The organism is Isoptericola sp. NPDC019571, from assembly GCF_044389385.1.
Classification (GTDB): domain Bacteria; phylum Actinomycetota; class Actinomycetes; order Actinomycetales; family Cellulomonadaceae; genus Isoptericola; species Isoptericola nanjingensis.
This window is the reverse complement of the sequence record NZ_JBIRXZ010000003.1, coordinates 404,760-424,540: the sequence shown is the minus strand read 5'-3', so window position 1 is coordinate 424,540 and position 19,781 is coordinate 404,760. Positions and strand designations below refer to the sequence as shown.

The window sequence follows — 19,781 nt, the reverse complement described above, 5'->3', positions numbered from 1 at the left end:
CAACATCGGCGACCCGCGGCATGACGTAGATCACGGATCCTTGACCGCCCGATGGTGTTCCCCCGGCCCGTCTGGGGACACAATGAGTGATGACCACCCGTTCGGGGGCCGCACCGCCGCGACCACGCGACGCGGTGCCTTCACGACGGGATGCCTGACACGGACCGGGGCGGCGACCATGTGCCGCACGCCGTCCGAAGATGAGAGAGGTTGCTGGTGGCTTCGTACGACGAGACCGGACCGTTGATCAACGGCCTGCTCAGCGCCGTCCCGGACATCGACCCCGCCGAGACCGGCGAGTGGGTCGAGTCGTTCGACGGTCTGATCGACGACAAGGGCGGCCCGCGGGCGCGCTACGTCATGCTCAACCTGCTGCGTCGCGCGCGGGAGCGCAACGTGCACATCCCCGCGACCGTGGCGACGCCGTACGTCAACACGATCGCCGTGCACGACGAGCCGTACTTCCCGGGCGACGAGGCGATGGAGCGCCGCTACCGCTCCTGGATCCGCTGGAACGCGGCCGTCATGGTGACGCGCGCCCAGCGCCCCGAGATCTCCGTGGGCGGCCACATCTCCTCCTACGCGTCGGTCGCGACGCTGTACGAGGTGGGCCTGAACCACTTCTTCCGCGGCAAGGACCACCCGGGCGGCGGCGACCAGGTGTACTTCCAGGGGCACTCCTCCCCCGGCCAGTACGCCCGCAGCTTCCTCGAGGGCCGCATGTCGGCCGAGACGCTCGACGGGTTCCGCCAGGAGAAGTCGCACGCCGGAGGGGGCCTCCCCTCGTACCCGCACCCGCGCATGCTGCCGGACTTCTGGGAGTTCCCGACCGTCTCGATGGGCCTCGGCCCGGCCTCGGCGATCTACCAGGCCTGGACCAACAAGTACCTGCACAACCGCGGCATCAAGGACACGAGCCAGCAGGACGTCTGGGCGTTCCTGGGCGACGGCGAGATGGACGAGCCCGAGTCGCGCGGCATGCTGCAGCAGGCGGCGCACCAGCAGCTCGACAACCTGACGTTCGTCGTGAACTGCAACCTGCAGCGCCTCGACGGTCCGGTCCGCGGAAACGGCAAGATCATGCAGGAGCTGGAGGCCCAGTTCAAGGGCGCCGGCTGGAACGTCATCAAGGTCGTCTGGGGCCGTGAGTGGGACGCCCTGCTCAACGCGGACAAGGACCGCGCCCTGGTCAACCTCATGAACGCCACGCCCGACGGCGACTACCAGACGTACCGCGCGGAGTCCGGCGCGTTCATCCGTGAGCACTTCTTCGGCCGCGACCCGCGGACCAAGGCGCTCGTCGAGAACATGACCGACGACGACATCTGGAACATGAAGCGCGGCGGTCACGACTACCGCAAGATCTACGCGGCGTACTCCGCGGCCCGCGCCCACACCGGCCAGCCGACGGTCATCCTCGCGCAGACGGTCAAGGGCTACGCCCTCGGCTCCAGCTTCGCCGGCCGCAACGCCACGCACCAGATGAAGAAGGTCAAGAACTCCGACCTCAAGGCGCTGCGCGACAACCTGCACATCCCGCTGACGGACGAGCAGATCGACGCCGACCCGTACCTGCCCCCGTACTACCACCCGGGCATGGACGACGAGGCGATCCAGTACATGCTGGAGCGCCGTCGCCACCTGGGCGGCTTCGTGCCCGAGCGCCGCTCGACGCCGAAGCCGCTGACGCTGCCGGAGCCGAAGGCCTACGAGATCCTCAAGAAGGGCTCGGGCACGCAGCACGTCGCCAGCACGATGGCCTTCGTGCGCCTGCTCAAGGACCTCATCAAGGACAAGGAGTTCGGCAAGCGCGTCGTGCCGATCATCCCCGACGAGGCCCGCACGTTCGGTCTGGACGCGATCTTCCCCAGCGCCAAGATCTTCAACACGCAGGGGCAGAACTACCTCGCCGTGGACCGTGAGCTCATGCTGAGCTACAAGGAGTCCGAGTCGGGGCAGATCATGCACACGGGCATCAACGAGGCCGGCTCCGCCGCGGCCTTCCAGTCCGTCGGCACGTCGTACGCGACGCACGGCGAGGCCATGGTGCCGGTCTACATCTTCTACTCGATGTTCGGCTTCCAGCGGACCGGCGACCAGTTCTGGGCGGCCGGCGACCAGCTCGCCCGCGGCTTCATCATCGGCGCCACCGCCGGTCGCACCACCCTGACCGGTGAGGGTCTGCAGCACGCCGACGGCCACTCGCCGCTCATCGCCGGCACCAACACGGCGATGGTGCAGTACGACCCGGCGTACGGCTACGAGATCCGCCACATCATGCGCGACGGCATCGAGCGCATGTACGGCGACGGGTCCGACGGCCGCGACCAGAACGTCATGTACTACCTCACGGTGTACAACGAGCCGATGATCCAGCCGGCGGAGCCGGAGGAGGTGGACGTCGACGGCATCCTCCGCGGCATCCACCGGATCGCGACGTCCGACGTCGAGGGCCCCAAGGCGCAGCTCCTCGCCTCCGGCGTGGGCGTGCCGTGGGCGCTCGAGGCGCAGCAGCTCCTCGCGGAGGACTGGGGCGTGTCGGCCGACGTGTGGTCGGTGACCAGCTGGAACGAGCTGCGTCGTGACGCGCTCGCCGCGGAGAAGGACGCGCTGGTCGACCCGACGGCCGAGCCGCGCGTCCCGTACCTGACGCAGAAGCTGTCGGGCGCCCAGGGACCGTTCGTCGCGACCAGCGACTACGACCACCTGGTGCCGGACCAGATCCGCGCCTGGGTCCCGGGCGACTACGCGGTGCTCGGTGCGGACGGCTTCGGCTTCTCCGACACCCGCGCGGCCGCGCGGCGCTTCTTCCTCATCGACGGCCCGTCGATGGTCGTGAAGACGCTGCAGCAGCTCGCCCGCCGCGGCGAGGTCCCGGCCGACGTCGTTGCCAAGGCGGTGGAGAAGTACCGCCTGCTCGACGTCAACGCCGGCACGTCCGGCGTCGCGGGCGGCGACAGCTGACGTCACGCCGCACAGCACGAAGGCCCCGAGCCGCACGGCTCGGGGCCTTCGTGCTGTCCCCGGCGGAATCGTCGGGGCGACGTCGGCGAGGTGCTACGTCGGCGAGGTCTGCTCGCGGGCCGCGACGACGCGGTCCAGCTCCGCCCGCAGCTCGGCCGTGCCGGGGTGCTGCGCGAGCGACTCCAGGTGCTGGCGCGCCTCCGTGACGCGCCCCGCCTCGAGCGCGGCGAGGACGAGCTGGCGCCCCACCTCGGGGGTGTGCTCGCGGGCGCGCCAGTGCCCGATGCCGAGACCGAGCGCCTCGGTCGCCATGCCGGCCTCGCGCAGGATCGCCAGGCCCTCGGCCAGGGCCTCGCCGCCAGGGTCTCGTTCGGCGGCGGTGGCGAGCCGGCGGGCCGCGCCCTCCGGGTCGTCGGCCACGGACAGGCGTCCGAGCTCGAGCAACGGGCGCCAGCCGCGCGGATGTCCGGCGAGCTCCTCCGCGAGCGACCACACGGCGAGGTCGGCGGCCCGCTGCAGCGCGGCCTCGTCGGAGGGTGCCGTGAGCGGGTCCTCGGCGTTGGGCGACTCGGCCGCCCGTCGGCGCACGATCTCCGCGAGCGCGCGGAAGGCCGGCGCGTCGTTCGGGTCGTCGGTGAGGATCGCCCGCAGGGCGTCCTCGGACTGCCTGTCCCCGCGCTCCCGCGACGACGACGGGCGGCGCGCCGCGACCGTGGAGGCGGAGAACGGCCGGCGCAGCAGCTGCCGGAGCCGGGGCATGAGGGCCATGGACCGACACTATCCAATGACCCTCGCCGCGGCCGGGGCCCCGCTCCGCCCGTCCGGACGTTTGTGCACTCCCCACAACCACGCCCGTATCCTCGACCCATGACGAGCAGCGGCACGCCGACCTCCACGACCGACGGGACCGCCGTCCCGGAGGGCGGCACGGACGGCGCACCCGTCTCCCGGGGCGAGAACGTGCAGCGCGTGCGCGAGGGCATGGGGCTGCTCACCTCGACCGCGATGCGCCGCCTCGAGGAGGAGGTGCACTGGTACCGGCACCTCCCGGCGGAGGACCGGTCGTACGTGGCCCTGGTCGCGCAGTCCGGCATCAACGCCTTCGTGAGCTGGTTCGCCGAGCCCACGCCCACCCCGCACGGCGTGGGCGAGATGTTCGCCGCCGCGCCGCCCGAGCTCACGCGCTCCATCTCCCTGCAGCACACGCTGCAGCTCGTGCGCCTCATGGTCGACGTCGTGGAGCAGCACTCGGACGAGATCGCGGCCCCCGGGTACGAGCGGGAGCTACGGGAGGCGGTCCTGCGCTACTCCCGCGAGATCGCCTTCTCGGCCGCCGAGGTGTACGCCCGCGCCGCCGAGGTGCGCGGCGCGTGGGACGCCCGTCTCGAGGCCCTGGTCGTGGACGCGCTGGTGCGTGGCGACGGCGACGACTCGCTCCGCTCGCGGGTGTCGGCGCTCGGGTGGAGCGGCCGTGGCCAGGCGCTCGTGATGGTGGGCGAGGCGACGACGCGGCTCGACGACGTCCGCACGGCCGAGCTCCGGCGGCTCGCCCGCCGCGCGGCCGGCGACGCCCTGGTCGGCATCCACGGCGACCGGCTGGTGCTCGTGCTGGGCGGCGAGGGCGACCTGGTCGCCGCCGCCACGTCCCTCCTGGACCGCTTCGGTCCCGGGCCCGTGGTGATCGGCGGCGTCGTGCCCGACGTCTCCGACGCGGCGGCGTCCGCGGCCGCCGCCCTCGCCGGTCTGGCCGCGGCACCCGCGTGGCCGCAGGCGCCGCGCCCCGTCCTCGCCGACGAGATCCTGCCGGAACGCGTGCTGACCGGCGACGTCACCGCACGCCGCACCCTCGTGGCCCAGGCCTACCGTCCCCTGCAGGAGGCGTCGGGCTCGGTGCTCGAGACCCTGTCCGCGTACCTGGGCACGGGCCGGTCGCTCGAGGCCGCCGCACGCCGCCTGTACGTGCACCCGAACACGGTCCGCTACCGGCTGCGCAAGGTCTCCGAGATCACCGGCTGGGACCCGCTCGACGCCCGCGAGTCGTTCGTCCTCCAGATCGCCCTGGCCCTCGGGCAGCTCGAGGGGGACCCGGGCGTCGTCTGAGTACCCGCCCTCTTGGAGGATTCCCACAATCGCTTTCGACGAGGTTCGTGCGCGTCGCGACGACGCACCCCCCGCGCGAGGTGACACCGTGGGCACGTGCTCGCCGTCGTCTGCCCTGGACAGGGCTCTCAGACCCCCGGGATGCTCAGCCCCTGGCTGGAGCTGCCCGGCACCGCCGACCTGCTCGACTCCTTCTCGGCCGCGGCCGGGACCGACCTCGCCCAGCACGGGACGACGTCGGACGCGGACACGATCCGCGACACGGCCGTGGCCCAGCCGCTGATCGTCTCGTCGTCGCTCCTCGCCCTGCGCGCCATCCTCGACGGCCGTCCCACGACCGAGGTCGTGGACGTCACCGCGGGCCACTCGGTCGGCGAGCTCAGCGCCGCAGCCGTCGCGGGCGCGCTCGACGACGCCGGCGCCGTCGGACTGGTCTCGCACCGCGCCCGCGCGATGGCGGAGGCCGCCGCGGCCGCGCCGTCCGGCATGAGCGCCGTCGTCGGCGGCGACCCGGACGAGGTCCTGGCCGCGATCGAGGCGGCCGGCCTGTTCCCCGCGAACGTCAACGGGGGCGGCCAGGTCGTGGCCGCCGGCGACCCGGAGCGCCTCACCGCACTGGCCGCCGACCCGACGACCCGCGCACGCGTCATCCCGCTGCAGGTCGCGGGCGCGTTCCACACCCCGTTCATGGAGTCGGCCCGCGTCGCCTTCGAGCAGGTCGCGACCGGCTGGCTCGCCACCGACCCGCGCCTCCCGCTGCTCTCGGACGCCGACGGCGCCACCTACGACACGCTCGCGGCCGGCTCCCACGGGCACGGCACCGCCACGGACGTCCTCGCGCGCCTCGCCGCGCAGGTCACCGCCCCGGTGCGCTGGGACCTGTGCCAGGCGACGCTCGCGGAGCGCGGCGTCACCGCCATCCTCGAGCTCGCCCCGGGCGGCGTCCTCACGGGCCTGGCCAAGCGCGCGCTCAAGGGCGTCGAGTCCGTCGCCGTGAAGTCCCCCGACGACGTCGAGGCGGCGCGCGACCTCATCGCGCGCCACTCGGTCGTGGGCGGCGCGGGGGCGTCCGCGTGACCGACGGTTCCAGCGGCGCGCGCCGCGCGCTCCGCCAGGCCGAGCCGGTCCGCTTCTCGCGGATCCTGGCGGTCGCCGGCGAGCGGGGCGAGCGCGTCGTGACGAACGACGACGTCGCCGGCCCGATCGACTCCTCCGACGAGTGGATCCGCCAGCGCACCGGCATCGTCACCCGGCGGTACGCCGCCGCGGACGTCGACGTGCTCGACCTGGCCGAGGCGGCCGCCCGCAAGGCGCTCGACGCCGCCGGGATCACAGGCGCCGACGTGGACGTGGTGATCCTGTCGACGGTGACGTACTTCCACCAGACCCCGGCGGGTGCCGCCGTCCTGGCGGAGCGCCTCGGCGCCACCCCTGCCGCCGCCTACGACGTCTCGGCCGCCTGCGCCGGCTACGCGTACGGGATCGGCCAGGCGGACGCTCTCGTGCGGTCGGGCGCCGCCCGGCACGTGCTGGTGATCGGCGCCGAGAAGATGTCCGACTTCGTCGACCCGACCGACCGCTCCATCTCGTTCCTGCTGGGCGACGGCGCGGGCGCGGCCGTCGTCGGGCCGTCGGACACCCCCGGCATCGGTCCGACGGTGTGGGGCTCGGACGGCGCGAAGTCGCAGGCCATCTCGCAGACGCGCGGCTGGGCGGACCTGCGGGCGGAGCCGACGGCCGGCTGGCCGACGCTGCGCCAGGACGGCCCGACCGTCTTCAAGTGGGCCAGCTTCCAGATGGCCCCGATCGCGGCGAAGGCGATAGCGGAGGCGGGCGTCGAGCCCGAGGACGTCCAGGTCTTCGTGCCGCACCAGGCGAACATGCGCATCATCGACCAGCTCGTCAAGCAGCTCCGGCTGCCGGACAGCGTCGTCGTCGCGCGTGACATCGCCGACACCGGCAACACGTCCGCCGCGTCGATCCCGCTCGCCACGGAGCGGCTGCTCGCCGAGGGGCAGGCCCGCTCGGGCGACCTGGCCCTGCAGATCGGCTTCGGCGCAGGCCTCGTCTACGCGGCCCAGGTCGTGGTGCTGCCCTAGCCTCTGGTGCGACCCTGGCACTCGGTCGCGCGACAGGTCGCGCGACCGGCCGCCCGGGGTCGTGACCGACCCCCGTGGTGCGGGACAATCGCACCGCAACACCCCACGGTGCCGGACGGCCGGTACCCCGTTTCAAGGAGAGACGCACCCCATGGCTTACACCTCCCAGGAGATCCTCGAGGGCCTCGCCGAGATCGTCGCCGAGGAGACCGGTCTGCCCACGGACGCGGTCGTGTCGGAGAAGTCGTTCACGGACGACCTCGACATCGACTCGCTGTCGATGATGACGATCGTGACCCACGCCGAGGACAAGTTCGGCGTCCGCATCCCCGACGACGAGGTCAAGAACCTCACCACGGTCGGCGACGCCGTCTCGTACATCGAGGGTGCGCAGGCCGCGTGACGCCGCGGGGCGCTCGCCCCGCCGCGCGGGCGGGCCGGTGAACCCCGGCCCGCCCGGCAACCTGAACCAGCCGTTCCCGCTCTCACCTCAGGAGTGACCCACCCATGACTGCCGCACCCGCCTCGCGCGACGTCGTCGTCACCGGCCTCGGCGCCACCACCCCGCTCGGTGGCGACGCCCCCAGCACCTGGGCTGCCGCCCTCGCGGGAGAGTCGGGCGCGCGCACCCTCGACAACGACTGGGCGGAGAAGTACGGGATCCCCGTCACCTTCGCCGCCACCATCAAGGTCACCCCCGACCAGGTGCTGTCCCGGCCCGAGACCAAGCGCATGGACCCGTCCACGCAGTACGCGATGGTCGCCGCGCGCGAGGCCTGGCAGGACGCCGGCGCCCCCGAGGTCGACGGCGAGCGGCTGGGCGCCGTGGTCTCCTCCGGCATCGGCGGCATCTGGACCACGCTGGACGGCTGGGACACGCTCCAGGAGCGCGGTGCCCGCCGCATGCTCCCGATGACCGTCCCGATGCTCATGCCGAACTCTCCCGCGGCCTACGTGTCGCTCGAGTTCGGCGCGAAGGCCGGGGCCCACGCCCTCGTGTCCGCCTGCGCGTCGGGCGCCGAGGCGATCGGCTACGGCGTCGACATGATCCGCGCCGGCCGCGCCGACGTCGTCGTGTGCGGCGGCACCGAGGCGACGATCCACCCGATGCCCATCGCGGCCTTCGCGGCGTCCCGCACGCTGTCGCTGCGCAACGACGACCCGCAGGGCGCCTCCCGCCCGTACGACGTCGACCGCGACGGCTTCGTCATCGGCGAGGGCGCCGCGATCGTGGTGCTGGAGAGCGCCGAGCACGCGGCCGCCCGCGGGGCCCGCGTCTACGCGAAGATCGCCGGCGTCGGGCTCTCCGCCGACGCCTTCCACATCACCTCCCCGGACCCCGAGGGCACCGGGCAGGTCTCCGCGATGCGCCGTTCGCTCGAGGACGCGGGCGTCACCGCCCGCGACGTCGTGCACGTCAACGCGCACGCCACGTCCACCAAGGTCGGCGACCTCACGGAGACCGCGTCGATCCGTACCCTCATGGGAGGCGAGGCCGACCACGTGCGGCTCTCGGCCACCAAGTCCATGACGGGCCACCTGCTGGGCGGCGCCGGCGCGCTCGAGACGCTCTTCACCGTCATGGCGGTGCACGAGCGGCTCGCCCCGCCCACGATCAACGTGGCCAACCCGGACCCCGAGCTCCAGGTGCCGCTGGTGCGGGCCACCCCGGAGAAGTTGCCCGACGGCGACATCGTCGCGCTCAACAACTCGTTCGGCTTCGGCGGCCACAACGTCGCCCTCACGGTGACGAGCGCCTGAGAGGTCCGCTCCGCCCGCGTCGCACCGTCCGCAACACCTGTCCCTGATGCCCGGAGTCGTCGTCCGGGTCGGTTTGTCCCTCGTGATGCCTGCGTGATCCGGGCAACCTATGTTGGCGCCCGAGGCCACCAACGTCGGTGAGCCGCAGTGAAGGTCCGAGGGGGAGACCAGTGGCACGTGCGCGCCGTCATGCGAAGCAGGGTCGATCGACAGCTCACGGGAACGGGGCGGCTCCCCCGCCACGATCCCGACGGCGCGGCGACGCTCTGCGAAACCTCACCGCCGGTGTGACCTCAGCAGCCGTGCTCGGGGCGCTCGCCTTCGCGGGCGCTCCGAGCGCGGCCGCCGTGCCTACCGACGCGTCGGAGTCCCTGGGCAAGTTCCTCGGCGGTGACGTGGTCCTCGGGAACGTGGACCTCGACTCGATCGCCGAGGTGGAGGGGGCCGACGCCGCGTACCCGTCGGGCACCTCTCCGGACACCAACCCGCTCGCAGCCGACGTGCTCAACACGCTCGACGTCGACCTCACCGACACGCTCCAGCTCTTCGGCCCGGGCGGCATCGTGGAGCTCGGTGCGGTGAACCAGTACGCTGGCGCCGACGAGGACGGCTCCACCTCCGCCTCGGGCGCCGTGACCGACCAGGGCGCCATCTCGTTGGGCGGCTCGGAGCAGTTCCCGGCCGACGCCACCGTGTCGTTGACCCCGCTGGTGCCCGAGGCCCTGCGCGACTCCACCGTCTCGCAGCTCGACCTGTCCCTCGGCGCGCTCTCCGCGACGGCCCAGGCCGAGCCCGGCTCCGACCCGACCGGCGACTACCAGATCGCGGGCGCGACCCTTGACCTCACCAGCCCCCTCGTCGGCAACGTCTACACCCAGCTTCAGAACGCCATCACCCCGGTGCAGTCGTCGCTCGACGGTCTTGAGGGCACGCTCACCACGGCGCTCGACGGCCTGATCAACGTCAATCTGGCCGTCGCGCGCTCGACCGGTGCCGTGGACGTCGCGGTCCCGGACCTCACGCAGGCGCTGCCCACCGGTTTCGTGGGCGACGGCGCCGTCCAGGTCAACCTCGAGACCGGCGAGGTCAGGGTCGACCTCGAGCAGCTGCTCGCGGACGACCCGGACCTGCCCGACCTCGACGAGCTGCCGGCGAACTACGAGATCCTCAACGGCGACGTGGTCGCTGCGATCTCCGACGCCGTCACCAGCACGATCACGTCGGTCGTGCAGGACGTCGCCGACGGCGTGCACGCCGCCGTCGAGGCCACCGCCGTCAGCGTGGACATCGACTTCCAGGTGTTCTCCGTGCTCACGTGGACGGACGTCCTGAGCCTCGACCTCGACGCCAGCCTCGCGGAGATCGACGCCGGCACCGCCACCGCGGACATCGACGTCCTCGGCAGCACCGCGCTCGTCAACACCCTGCTCGGCGCTCTAGGGCTCGGCTCCACGCAGGCGCTCGCGTCTGCGGTCGTCAACGCCCTCCTCGCGCCGGTCGGTGCGGTGTTCACCCTCCTCGACACGATGGAGAGCACGCTCGACGGCATCACGGGGCCCCTAGCGACGGAGGTCGTCGGCCCGGTCCTCGACGTCCTCACCGGCGTCGTGTCGCTCACGGGCAACGTGCAGGAGCAGCCGGGAGACCTCCCCGACCACGACCCGTCGGGGGCAACCTCGTTCACGGAGCGCGCGCTGTCGGTGCGCCTGCTCTCGCTCGGCACCGGCGACGACCTGGCCACCGTCAACCTCGCGTCGGCGACCGTCCGCGCCGTGGCGGCACCGACGATCGCCGCCGACCCGGCGACGGTCCAGGCCGATGCCCGGACGACGATCACCGGCGCCGGCTTCGCGCCCGAGACGCCACTGACCGTCCAGCTCACCGACGCAGCCACGGGCGACCCCGTCGGCGACCCGGTCTCCGTCACGTCGGACGGCGACGGAGCGTTCAGCGTTCCGCTGCCGGTCGGTGCGGACACCGCGCCGGCCGACTACACGGTCACGGCGACCGGCGACCCGTCCGGCGTCGTCCCGTCCGCCCCGCTCACGGTCACCGCCGCGCCGAGCATCGCCGCCGACCCCGGCACCGTCCCGGCCGGCGGCAGCACCACCATCACCGGCGAGAGCTTCACGCCCGCGGGCGACGTCACCGTCCAGCTCGTCGACGAGAACGGTGACGCCGTGGGAGACCCGGTCGCCACGACCGCCGACGACGCGGGCGCCGTCGAGGTCGCCCTGCCCACCGGTGCGGGCACCGCCCCGGGCGCGTACACCGTCGTCGCCACGGACGCGGGGACCGGTGCGACCGCGGAGGCGGACCTCGCCGTGACCGCGGCCCCCGCGATCACGCTCGACCCGACGACCGTGACGCCGGGCGGGACCACGACGGTGACCGGGACCGGGTTCACCCCCGGGTCCGAGGTCTCCGTCCAGCTCACGGACGAGAGCGGCGAGCCCGTCGGCGACCCGATCACCACCACGGCCACCGACGCGGGCGCCATCGGGGTCCCGTTCGTCGTCCCCGCCGATGCCGCGACGGGCGACTACTCCGTGGCCGCCGCGGACGTCACGGGTGCCACCGCCACGGCGGACCTCACGGTCATCGACCCCGCCGTCACCACCGACCCGGGCACCGTCCCGGCCGGCGGCACCACCACCGTCACCGGCAGCGGCTTCACGCCCGGCGGGGAGGTCACCGTCCAGCTCACGGGCCCCGGTGGCACCCCGGTCGGCGAGCCGGTCACGACGACGGCCACGGAGGCGGGAGCCATCGAGGTCGCCCTTCCGACGGCTCCGGGCACGGCCCCGGGGACGTACGCGGTGGTCGCGACCGACGTCTCCGGCCTCACCGCCGAGGTCCCGCTCGAGGTCACCGAGACGCCGACCATCGTCGTCGACCCCGGCACGGTCCCGGCGGGCGGCACCACCACGGTCACCGGCGACGGGTTCACGCCCGGAGGCGAGGTGACCCTGCAGCTCACCGACGCCGACGGCGACCCGGTCGGCGACCCCGTCACCACGGCCGCCGGGGACGACGGCGCCATCGAGGTCGACGTCCCCGTACCGGCCGACACCACGCCGGGCGACCTCGCCGTCGTCGCCACAGACCCCTCGGGCGCCACGGCCGAGGCCCCGCTCGAGGTCACCGAGGCGCCGACCATCGTCGCCGACCCGGGCACCGTCCCGGCAGGCGGCACCACCACCGTCACCGGCGACGGGTTCACGCCCGGAGGCGAGGTGACCCTGCAGCTCACCGACGCCGCGGGCGACCCGGTGGGTTCCCCGGTGACCGTGGCGGCCGGGCCGGGCGGCGAGGTCAGCACTCCCCTGACGGTGCCGTCGGGCACGCCGAGCGGCCCCACCACCGTCGTCGCCACCGACGCCACGGGCGCCACGGCCGACGCCCCGCTCGCCGTCACCGGGCCGCCCTCGGTCGCCGTCGACCCCGGCACCGTCCCGGCCGGCGGTACCACGACCGTCACCGGCGGGGGCTTCACGCCGGGCGAGGACGTGACCGTGCAGCTCACGGACGAGGACGGCGAACCGGTCGGCGACGCGGTCACCACGACCGCCACCGACGCGGGCACGATCGAGGTGGAGCTCACCGTTCCGGCCGACGCCGCGCCGGGCGATCACACGGTCGTGGCCACCGACTCCTCCGGCGCCACGGCCGACGCCCCGCTCACGGTCACCGCGGCACCGACCGTCGCCGTCGACCCTGGCACCGTGCCGGCCGGCGGCACCACCACCGTCACCGGCGCCGGCTTCACGCCCGGCGAGGACGTCACCGTCCAGCTCACCGACGACGCCGGGAACCCGGTCGGCGACCCCGTCACCACCACCGCCGACGACAGCGGCGCCGTCGAGGTCGACCTCCCGGTTCCCGCGGGCACCACCCCGGGTGACTACACGGTCGTCGCCTCCGACGTCACGGGCGCCACCGCCGAGGCTCCGCTGGCCGTCACCGCCGCCCCGACGATCGCGGCCGACCCCGGCACCGTCCCGGCCGGCGGCACGACCACCGTCACCGGCACCGGCTTCACCCCCGGCGAGGACGTCACCGTCCAGCTCACCGACGCCGACGGCGAGCCCGTCGGTGACCCGGTCACCACGACCGCCACCGACGCGGGCGCGATCGAGGCCGTCGTGTCGACGACGGCCGGCACGCCGCCCGGTGACCACACCGTCGTCGCCACCGACGTCACCGGGGCCACGGCCCAGGCGCCGCTCGAGATCACCACGGCCCCGACCATCACCGTCGAGCCCGGCACCGTGCCCGCCGGCGGCACCACCACCGTCACCGGCGACGGCTTCACCCCCGGCGCCGACGTGGTTGTCCAGCTCACCGACGACGCCGGAAACCCGGTCGGCGACCCGGTCTCGGCGACCGCCGGGGACGACGGCACGATCGAGGTCGACCTCCCGGTCCCGGCCGACACCACCCCGGGCGACCTCACCGTCGTCGCGACGGACTCCTCCGGCGCCGCCGCCGAGGCCCCGCTCGAGGTCACCGAGGCGCCGACCATCGTCGTCGACCCGGGCACGGTCCCGGCGGGCGGCACCACCACCGTCACCGGGGAGGGCTTCACCCCCGGCGAGGACGTCACCGTCCAGCTCACCGACGCGGACGGCGACGCGGTCGGCGACCCCGTCACCACGACCGCCGACGACGACAGCGCCATCAGCGTCGACCTCCCGGTCCCGGCCGACACCACACCCGGTGACTTCACGGTCGTCGCCTCCGACGTCACGGGGGCCGCCGCAGAGACGCCACTGACGGTCACCGCCACCCCCGCCCTCGTGGCCGATCCCGGCACCGTGCCCGCCGGCGGCGCCACCACGGTGACGGGCACCGGCTTCACGCCGGGGTCGGACGTCGCCGTGCAGCTCACCGACCCTGACGGGGAGCCGCTCGGTAGCCCGATCACGGTGACGGCGGGCGACGACGGCGGCTTCGAGGTCGACGTCCCCGTCCCGGCCGACGCCGAGCCCGGTGACCACTCCGTGGTGGCGCAGGACGTCAGCGGAGCGACGGCCGAGGCCCCGCTCGTGGTCACGTCCGCCCCGACGATCGCCGTCGACCCGGGCACCGTGCCCGCCGGCGGCTCCACCACGGTCACCGGCGACGGGTTCACCCCCGGCGAGGACGTCACCGTCCAGCTCACCGACGCCGACGGCGACGCGGTCGGCGACCCCGTCACCACCACCGCCGGAGACGACGGCACCATCAGCGTCGACCTCCCGGTCCCGGCCGACACCACCCCCGGTGACCTCACCGTCGTCGCCACCGACTCCTCCGGCGCCACGGCCGAGGCGCCGCTCGAGGTCACCGCGGCCCCGACGATCGCCGTCGCCCCCGGCACCGTCCCGGCCGGCGGCACCACCACCGTCACCGGGGAGGGCTTCACCCCCGGCGAGGACGTCACCGTCCAGCTCACCGACGCGGACGGCGACGCGGTCGGCGACCCCGTCACCACGACCGCCGACGACGACGGCGCCATCAGCGTCGACCTCCCGGTCCCGGCCGACACCGCCCCGGGCGACCTCACCGTCGTCGCGACGGACTCCTCCGGCGCCGCCGCCGAGGCCCCGCTCGAGGTCACCGCCGCCCCGACGATCGCCGCCGACCCCGGCACGATCACGGCGGGCGACGCCACCACCGTGTCCGGCGACGGGTTCACGCCCGGAGGCGAGGTGAGCGTCCAGCTCACCGACGCCGACGGCGACCCGGTCGGCAGCCCCGTCACCACCACCGCCGACGACGACGGCGCCATCAGCGTCGACCTCCCGGTCCCGGCCGACACCGTCCCAGGTGACCTCACCGTCGTCGCGACCGACTCCTCCGGGGCGGCGGCGGAGGCCCCGCTCGTCGTGACCGCTCCCGAGCGGCCGACGCTCACCGCCGACCCCGGCAGCGTCCCGGCCGGCGGCACGACGACCGTGTCAGGCGGCGGTTTCGTCCCGGGCGACGCGGTCACGGTGCAGCTCGAGGACGCCGCGGGCGCGCCGGTGGGCGACGCGATCGACGTCGTCGTCGGTCCGGACGGCACCTTCACGGTCGTCCTCCCCGTGCCGGACGACGCCACCCCCGGCAACCACACGGTCGTCGCGACCACCTCCGACGGCGGCACGGTGGAGGCGGACCTGATCGTCACCGTGGGCGCGCCGCAGGAGCCGATCATCGACGTCGACCCGGGCTCCGCCGCCCCCGGCGACACCGTGACGGTCACCTGCGACGGGTTCGGCGGCGGCACCGTGAACGTCCAGCTCGTGGGGCCGGACGGGGAGCCGGTCGGCGGCCCTGTCGAGTGCGTGCCCGGTGACGACGGGAGCGGCACGGTCGAGCTGCCGGTGCCGGACGACGCCGAGCCCGGCGACCACACCGTGGTCGGCACGGGCCCCGACGGCACGACCGCCGAGGCGCCGCTGACCGTCGCGGATCCCGGGACCGCACCCGGCGAGCGCGAGCTGCGCGCCTGGTTCTCCGAGGACGTGGTCGGCCGTGGCGACGTCCAGACGTTCCAGGCCTCCGGGTTCGACCCGGGCGAGCAGGTACGGGCCGTCGTCGCGTCCGAGCCGGTGACCCTGCCGGTCACGGTGGCGGACGCCGACGGGGTCGCGACCTGGACGTTCGACGTCCCGGCGGACTTCGAGCTCGGCATCCACATCGGCACCGCCACGAGCGTCGAGGCGGGCGACTCCGCCGCGGCGACGTTCCGCGTGGTCCTCACGGACGCCGGGCTCGACCCCGAGTCCGGCGGCGCCCCCGGCGCGCCGGACGCCGGACCCACCACGCCAGGTGCCGGCACCCTGCCCCGCACGGGCCCAGGAGACCTGCTCGCGCTGAGCCTGCTCGCGCTGCTGCTCCTCACTGCGGGTGCGGCGACCGTGGCGACGACGCGGCGACGGGCGACGCCGAAGGGCTGACCGCCCGCGGGCACGACGACGCCCCGTCACCTCCCAGGAGGTGGCGGGGCGTCGTCGTGCGTGTCGTGGGTCCGCTCAGCCCACGCGGTGCAGCCAGCGCACGGGAGCGCCGGCGCCGGCGTAGCGGAAGGGCTCGAGCTCGTCGTCCCAGGCGGTGCCCAGGGCGAGGTCGAGCGCCTCGCGCACGCCGCGGCCGTCGTGCGCGGACTCCATCGCGGCCCGGACACGATCCTCCGGGACGACGACGTTGCCGTGCACGTCGGTCATGGCGTGGAAGATGCCGAGGTCGGGCGTGTGCGACCACCGTGCGCCGTCGGCGCCGTGGCTCGCCTCCTCCGTCACCTCGTAGCGCAGGTGGTCCCAGCCCCGCAGGGCAGAGGCCAGCCGGGCACCCGTTCCCTGGGCGCCCTGCCACGAGTACTCGGCACGGTAAAGTCCGCGCCCCGCCGGCTGGGCAGTCCAGTCCAGCGACACGCGTCCCCCGAGCACGTTGCCCGCCGCCCACTCGAGGTGAGGGCAGAGCGCACGGGGTGCCGAGTGCACGAACAGCACACCGCGAGTGATCGCACCAGCCATGTTGTCCTCCCTGGTTCCGAGGTCCGTCTTCCCCTACGTCCTCGAACCGGTGGGCCTGCTGGTCGGCGAGCTCTGACGGTGTGTCGTCTTGACACATCCTGCCCGATGGCGGGCGAGGGTGCGAGAGGAAACGCAGACTTCATGCTTCCTCTTGAGCACCCCTTGAGGAACTCAGAGGCGCTCGCGCAGCTCCCGCATGGCCTTCTTGCGCGCCGTGCGCTCGAGGCGGTCCAGGTAGAGCTTGCCGTCCAGGTGGTCGCACTCGTGCTGGAGGCATCGCGCCATGAGGCCGGTGCCCTCGACCACGAGCTCGTTGCCGTCGACGTCCATGCCGACGACGCGGGCGTACCACGCACGGGTGGTGGGGTACCAGAGCCCCGGCACCGACAGGCAGCCCTCGTCGCCGTCCTGGGTCTCCTCCGAGAGGTCCACGATGCGCGGGTTGAGCACGTAGCCGATCTCGTCGTCGACGTTCCAGGAGAACGCCCGCAGGCTCACGCCGATCTGGTTGGCCGCGAGGCCCGCCCGGCCGTCGGCGTCGACGGTCTCGACGAGGTCCTCCACGAGGGAGCGGACTCGATCGTCCACGGTGGTGATCTCGTCGCAGGGTGTGCGCAGCACGGGGTCGGGCAGCACCCGGATCTCTCGCATCGCCATGGCCCGCATTCTCCCACGTCGTGAGCCGGTGGAGGCGCCGAATATCACGGTTTGATAACGTGCCGAGCGATGCTACGACCGATGACCGAGTCAACCACGCCCCCCGCCCCCGCACCGGGGCGGGCAGCCGCCCCCGCTGCGGGACGCCCGCGCCTCGCCGCCCTCGACGGGATGCGGTTCGTCGCGGCCATGGCCGTGCTCGCCTACCACTATCTCGCCGTCAACCACTCGGCCTGGGGCCCGCGCACCGACGAGGCGTTCCCGAACCTCCAGCCCGTCGCCGTCTTCGGGTCCTTCGGGGTCCAGCTCTTCTTCGTGGTCAGCGGGTTCGTCATCCTCATGTCCGCCTGGGGCCGCGACGTCCGGTCCTTCACCGCCTCGCGCGTGGGCCGCCTCTTCCCGGCGTACTGGCTGTCCGTGGCCGCCGTCGTGCTGCTGCTCGTGGTCGTCGCACCCGGCCACAAGGAGGTCGGCATCCCCGAGACGGCGGCGAACCTCACGATGGTCCAGCGCGCGTTCGGGGTGCAGGACATCGAGACCGTCTACTGGACCCTGTGGGCCGAGCTGCGCTTCTACGTCCTCGTCGGCGTGCTGCTCGCCTTCGGGATGACCCGCAACCGGCTCGTGGCCTTCGCCGCCGTGTGGCCCGTGCTCGCGGCCGTGGCGGTCCAGTCGGGCAGCACGCTCTGGATCACCGTGCTGGTGGGCACCGACGCCCCGCTGTTCGCCGGGGGCATGATGCTCTACCTGCTGACCAAGGAGCGCCGCTCGCTGGTGCTGTGGCTCGTGCTCGCGCTCAACATCGCCCTGGCCGGCGTGATCTCCGGCCACAGCCAGGCGTTGCGGATCGCCCACAGCACCGACGTCACCATCAGCCCCCAGACCTCCTGGGTCGCCATCCTGGTCTGCTTCGCCCTGGTCGCGCTGGTGTCGCTCACCCGCCTCAACCGGCTGTCGTGGAAGTGGCTCACCCTCGTCGGCGCCCTGACGTACCCGCTGTACCTGCTGCACTCCTCGTGGGGCCAGTGGCTCATCGGCAAGGCGAGCCCGCACGCGCCGGCGGCCGTGACGTTCGCCGTCGTCACCGTCGTCATGCTCGCCGCCGCCTACCTCGTGCACCGGTTCGTGGAGCGGCCGTTCGGCCCGCGCCTGAAGCGTGCCGTCGCGCGCGACCTCGAGCGCGCCGGACGCGCCCTCGGCCACGCGCCGGCCAGGACGACCCGCGCTCAGGCCCCCGAGGCGGAACCGGTCTCGTCCAGGTAGGCCTCCAGCACGTCGCGCAGCACCAGCGCCTGGTTGTGCTCCGTGTCGCGCGCCGAGAACACCAGCGTCAGGCGCCGGTCCCCCGCGCCCAGCCCCGCCAGCTCCGGAACCTCCGGGTTGTCCACGAGCTCGGCGCGGTAGCGGCGTTCGAACTCCTCGAACCGGTCCGGGTCGTGGTGGAACCAGGTGCGCAGGTCCGTCGACGGCGCGACCTCCTTGCACCAGCGGTCGAGGTGGGCGTGCTCCTGGGAGATCCCGCGCGGCCAGAGCCGGTCCACGAGCACCCGCGCGCCGTCGTCCGGGGCCGGCTCTTCGTACACGCGCTTGACGGTGATGGTCACTCACCCATGACACCGCGGCACGGGGGCCACCGCACGCCCCGGCCACCGCGCCGGTATGCTCGCCGCGCGCCCCGTTAGCTCAGCTGGTCAGAGCAGTCGACTCATAATCGATCGGTCGCCGGTTCAAGCCCGGCACGGGGCACTCCGAGACGGCGACGCCGGCGACAGAGCGACGAAGGTGGATGTGTGAGTATCAGCTCGGGTGGGGCAACCCTCGAGGACGGTGGCAGCACGTGGATCGTCTGGGGTGAGGTCGACGTCGCCGTCGCCCAGGACGTCGGCGACACGCTCAAGGCGTCCCTAGACGGACGACCCAAGACGATCGACCTCCGCCGGGTCACCTTCCTCGACTCGTCCGGCCTGCGGCTCCTCCTGCTCGGAGGGACCGCCGAGGAGGGGCCGCTGCTCGTCGGCGCCCCGGCCGCCGTCCGCGACGTCATCACCCTCACCGGTCTCGAGCACACGGTCCGGTTCGCCGAGCCCGACAGCACGCCGACCTCCGGCGACGACGACTCCTGACCCATCCCGCCGCCCTCACCCCGGCGGCCGCCTGACCTCGCGCTGACCTCTGGAGGAGAACCCTTGGACGACACCGTCATCCCGTCCGTCGTGTCCGGCGTGCCGATGGCACCGCCGCCACCGGGGTACGCCCCGGTCGCGGAATGGGTCCTCGCCGACTCCGAGGAGCTCAGCCGGCTGCGGTCCGCCCTCGCCCGCATCGTCGGCCCCTCGGGCGACGGTGCCACCGCGATGCACGACACCGCGGAGAAGATCGTCCTGATCGCCTCCGAGCTGGCGACGAACGCCCTCCTGCACGGTCTTCCGCCGACCGTCGTCCGCCTGCTGCGTGACGAGCGCACCTGGCTCCTCGACGTCGTCGACCACGACGTCGCCGGGGTGCCGGCCGTCGACGGCGACCGCCCCCCGGGCCACGGCGGGCTCGGCCTCCTCATCGCCGAGCGCCTGTCGGCGCGCGTGGGGTGGTACACCTCCGGCCCGGCAAAGCACGTGTGGGCGTCCTTCCCGTTGAACCACCCCGGCTGACCTGCGAAGAGGCGGTGACGAGACGCACTCGAGCCGCTATCCTCCAGGGC

Annotated in this window: 14 protein-coding genes and 1 tRNA gene; 11 read left to right on the top strand and 4 right to left on the bottom strand. The window is 73.7% G+C overall.

Annotation, left to right across the window (positions count from 1 at the left end; genetic code table 11):
- The first annotated feature begins 216 nt into the window (after positions 1-216).
- Positions 217-2,964 (top strand): pyruvate dehydrogenase (acetyl-transferring), homodimeric type, encoded by a 2,748-nt coding sequence (gene aceE / locus ACH443_RS07710; protein ID WP_429764201.1) that lies wholly within the window; start codon positions 217-219, stop codon positions 2,962-2,964.
- A gap of 93 nt (positions 2,965-3,057) precedes the next feature.
- On the opposite strand, the gene ACH443_RS07705 is transcribed toward aceE, so the two are convergent.
- A complete protein-coding gene (locus ACH443_RS07705; protein ID WP_429764200.1) occupies positions 3,058-3,732 on the bottom strand; it encodes a hypothetical protein in 675 nt (224 codons plus the stop codon).
- Between the two features lie 99 nt (positions 3,733-3,831).
- On the opposite strand from ACH443_RS07705, the gene ACH443_RS07700 reads away from it, so the two are divergent.
- The 6 genes from ACH443_RS07700 (at position 3,832) to ACH443_RS07675 (ending at position 15,850) form a co-directional block, all read left to right on the top strand.
- Entirely contained in the window at positions 3,832-5,064 is a 1,233-nt protein-coding gene (locus ACH443_RS07700) for a PucR family transcriptional regulator (RefSeq protein WP_429764199.1), read from the top strand.
- A gap of 96 nt (positions 5,065-5,160) precedes the next feature.
- On the top strand, positions 5,161-6,141 hold the full coding sequence (locus tag ACH443_RS07695) for an ACP S-malonyltransferase (protein WP_430589949.1): 981 nt from the start codon (positions 5,161-5,163) through the stop codon (positions 6,139-6,141).
- The gene (locus ACH443_RS07690) at positions 6,138-7,163 is read left to right on the top strand and encodes a beta-ketoacyl-ACP synthase III (protein WP_430589948.1); all 1,026 of its coding nucleotides are present in this window, start codon (positions 6,138-6,140) and stop codon (positions 7,161-7,163) included. Before ACH443_RS07695 ends, ACH443_RS07690 begins: the two co-directional genes overlap by 4 nt.
- Positions 7,164-7,314: 151 nt before the next feature.
- Complete coding sequence (locus tag ACH443_RS07685) at positions 7,315-7,566, top strand: acyl carrier protein (protein WP_079574895.1); 252 nt, start codon at positions 7,315-7,317, stop codon at positions 7,564-7,566.
- Positions 7,567-7,670: 104 nt separating this feature from the next.
- On the top strand, positions 7,671-8,924 hold the full coding sequence (locus ACH443_RS07680; RefSeq protein WP_430556675.1) for a beta-ketoacyl-[acyl-carrier-protein] synthase family protein: 1,254 nt from the start codon (positions 7,671-7,673) through the stop codon (positions 8,922-8,924).
- A 287-nt stretch (positions 8,925-9,211) separates the two neighbouring features.
- Positions 9,212-15,850, top strand: coding sequence for a choice-of-anchor G family protein (locus ACH443_RS07675; RefSeq protein WP_430589947.1), 6,639 nt, complete (start codon positions 9,212-9,214; stop codon positions 15,848-15,850).
- Positions 15,851-15,925: 75 nt separating this feature from the next.
- Here the strand turns inward: ACH443_RS07675 and ACH443_RS07670 are convergent, their stop codons facing one another.
- Entirely contained in the window at positions 15,926-16,426 is a 501-nt protein-coding gene (locus ACH443_RS07670) for a DUF3145 domain-containing protein (protein ID WP_429732474.1), read from the bottom strand.
- Between the two features lie 171 nt (positions 16,427-16,597).
- Positions 16,598-17,083: a peptide deformylase gene (gene def / locus ACH443_RS07665; RefSeq protein WP_429764192.1), complete on the bottom strand. Its 486-nt coding sequence runs from the start codon at positions 17,081-17,083 to the stop codon at positions 16,598-16,600.
- Between the two features lie 81 nt (positions 17,084-17,164).
- Between def and ACH443_RS07660 the strand changes: the two genes are divergently transcribed.
- On the top strand, positions 17,165-18,346 hold the full coding sequence (locus tag ACH443_RS07660) for an acyltransferase family protein (protein WP_429764191.1): 1,182 nt from the start codon (positions 17,165-17,167) through the stop codon (positions 18,344-18,346).
- Here ACH443_RS07660 and ACH443_RS07655 read toward each other — a convergent pair.
- On the bottom strand, positions 18,310-18,687 hold the full coding sequence (locus tag ACH443_RS07655) for a DUF488 domain-containing protein (protein WP_430556677.1): 378 nt from the start codon (positions 18,685-18,687) through the stop codon (positions 18,310-18,312). The two genes, ACH443_RS07660 and ACH443_RS07655, sit on opposite strands and share 37 nt — an antisense overlap.
- Positions 18,688-18,755: 68 nt before the next feature.
- Between ACH443_RS07655 and ACH443_RS07650 the strand changes: the two genes are divergently transcribed.
- The 3 genes from ACH443_RS07650 to ACH443_RS07640 all read left to right on the top strand — a co-directional run bounded on the left by ACH443_RS07650 (position 18,756) and on the right by ACH443_RS07640 (position 19,731).
- Positions 18,756-18,829, top strand: a tRNA-Ile gene (locus ACH443_RS07650).
- Between the two features lie 44 nt (positions 18,830-18,873).
- Positions 18,874-19,206 (top strand): STAS domain-containing protein, encoded by a 333-nt coding sequence (locus ACH443_RS07645; RefSeq protein WP_429764189.1) that lies wholly within the window; start codon positions 18,874-18,876, stop codon positions 19,204-19,206.
- Between the two features lie 63 nt (positions 19,207-19,269).
- Positions 19,270-19,731, top strand: a complete 462-nt coding sequence (locus ACH443_RS07640) for an ATP-binding protein (RefSeq protein ID WP_429764188.1) — start codon at positions 19,270-19,272, stop codon at positions 19,729-19,731.
- The last annotated feature ends 50 nt before the right edge of the window (positions 19,732-19,781 follow it).

Excerpts from the sequence above, each read along its gene's own strand:
- ACH443_RS07705 (WP_429764200.1), bottom strand. The coding sequence starts at position 3,732 with ATGGCCCTCATGCCCCGGCTCCGGCAGCTGCTGCGCCGGCCGTTCTCC.
- ACH443_RS07700 (WP_429764199.1), top strand. The coding sequence starts at position 3,832 with ATGACGAGCAGCGGCACGCCGACCTCCACGACCGACGGGACCGCCGTC.
- ACH443_RS07685 (WP_079574895.1), top strand. The coding sequence starts at position 7,315 with ATGGCTTACACCTCCCAGGAGATCCTCGAGGGCCTCGCCGAGATCGTC.
- ACH443_RS07680 (WP_430556675.1), top strand. The coding sequence starts at position 7,671 with ATGACTGCCGCACCCGCCTCGCGCGACGTCGTCGTCACCGGCCTCGGC.
- ACH443_RS07670 (WP_429732474.1), bottom strand. The coding sequence starts at position 16,426 with ATGGCTGGTGCGATCACTCGCGGTGTGCTGTTCGTGCACTCGGCACCC.
- def (WP_429764192.1), bottom strand. The coding sequence starts at position 17,083 with ATGGCGATGCGAGAGATCCGGGTGCTGCCCGACCCCGTGCTGCGCACA.
- ACH443_RS07660 (WP_429764191.1), top strand. The coding sequence starts at position 17,165 with ATGACCGAGTCAACCACGCCCCCCGCCCCCGCACCGGGGCGGGCAGCC.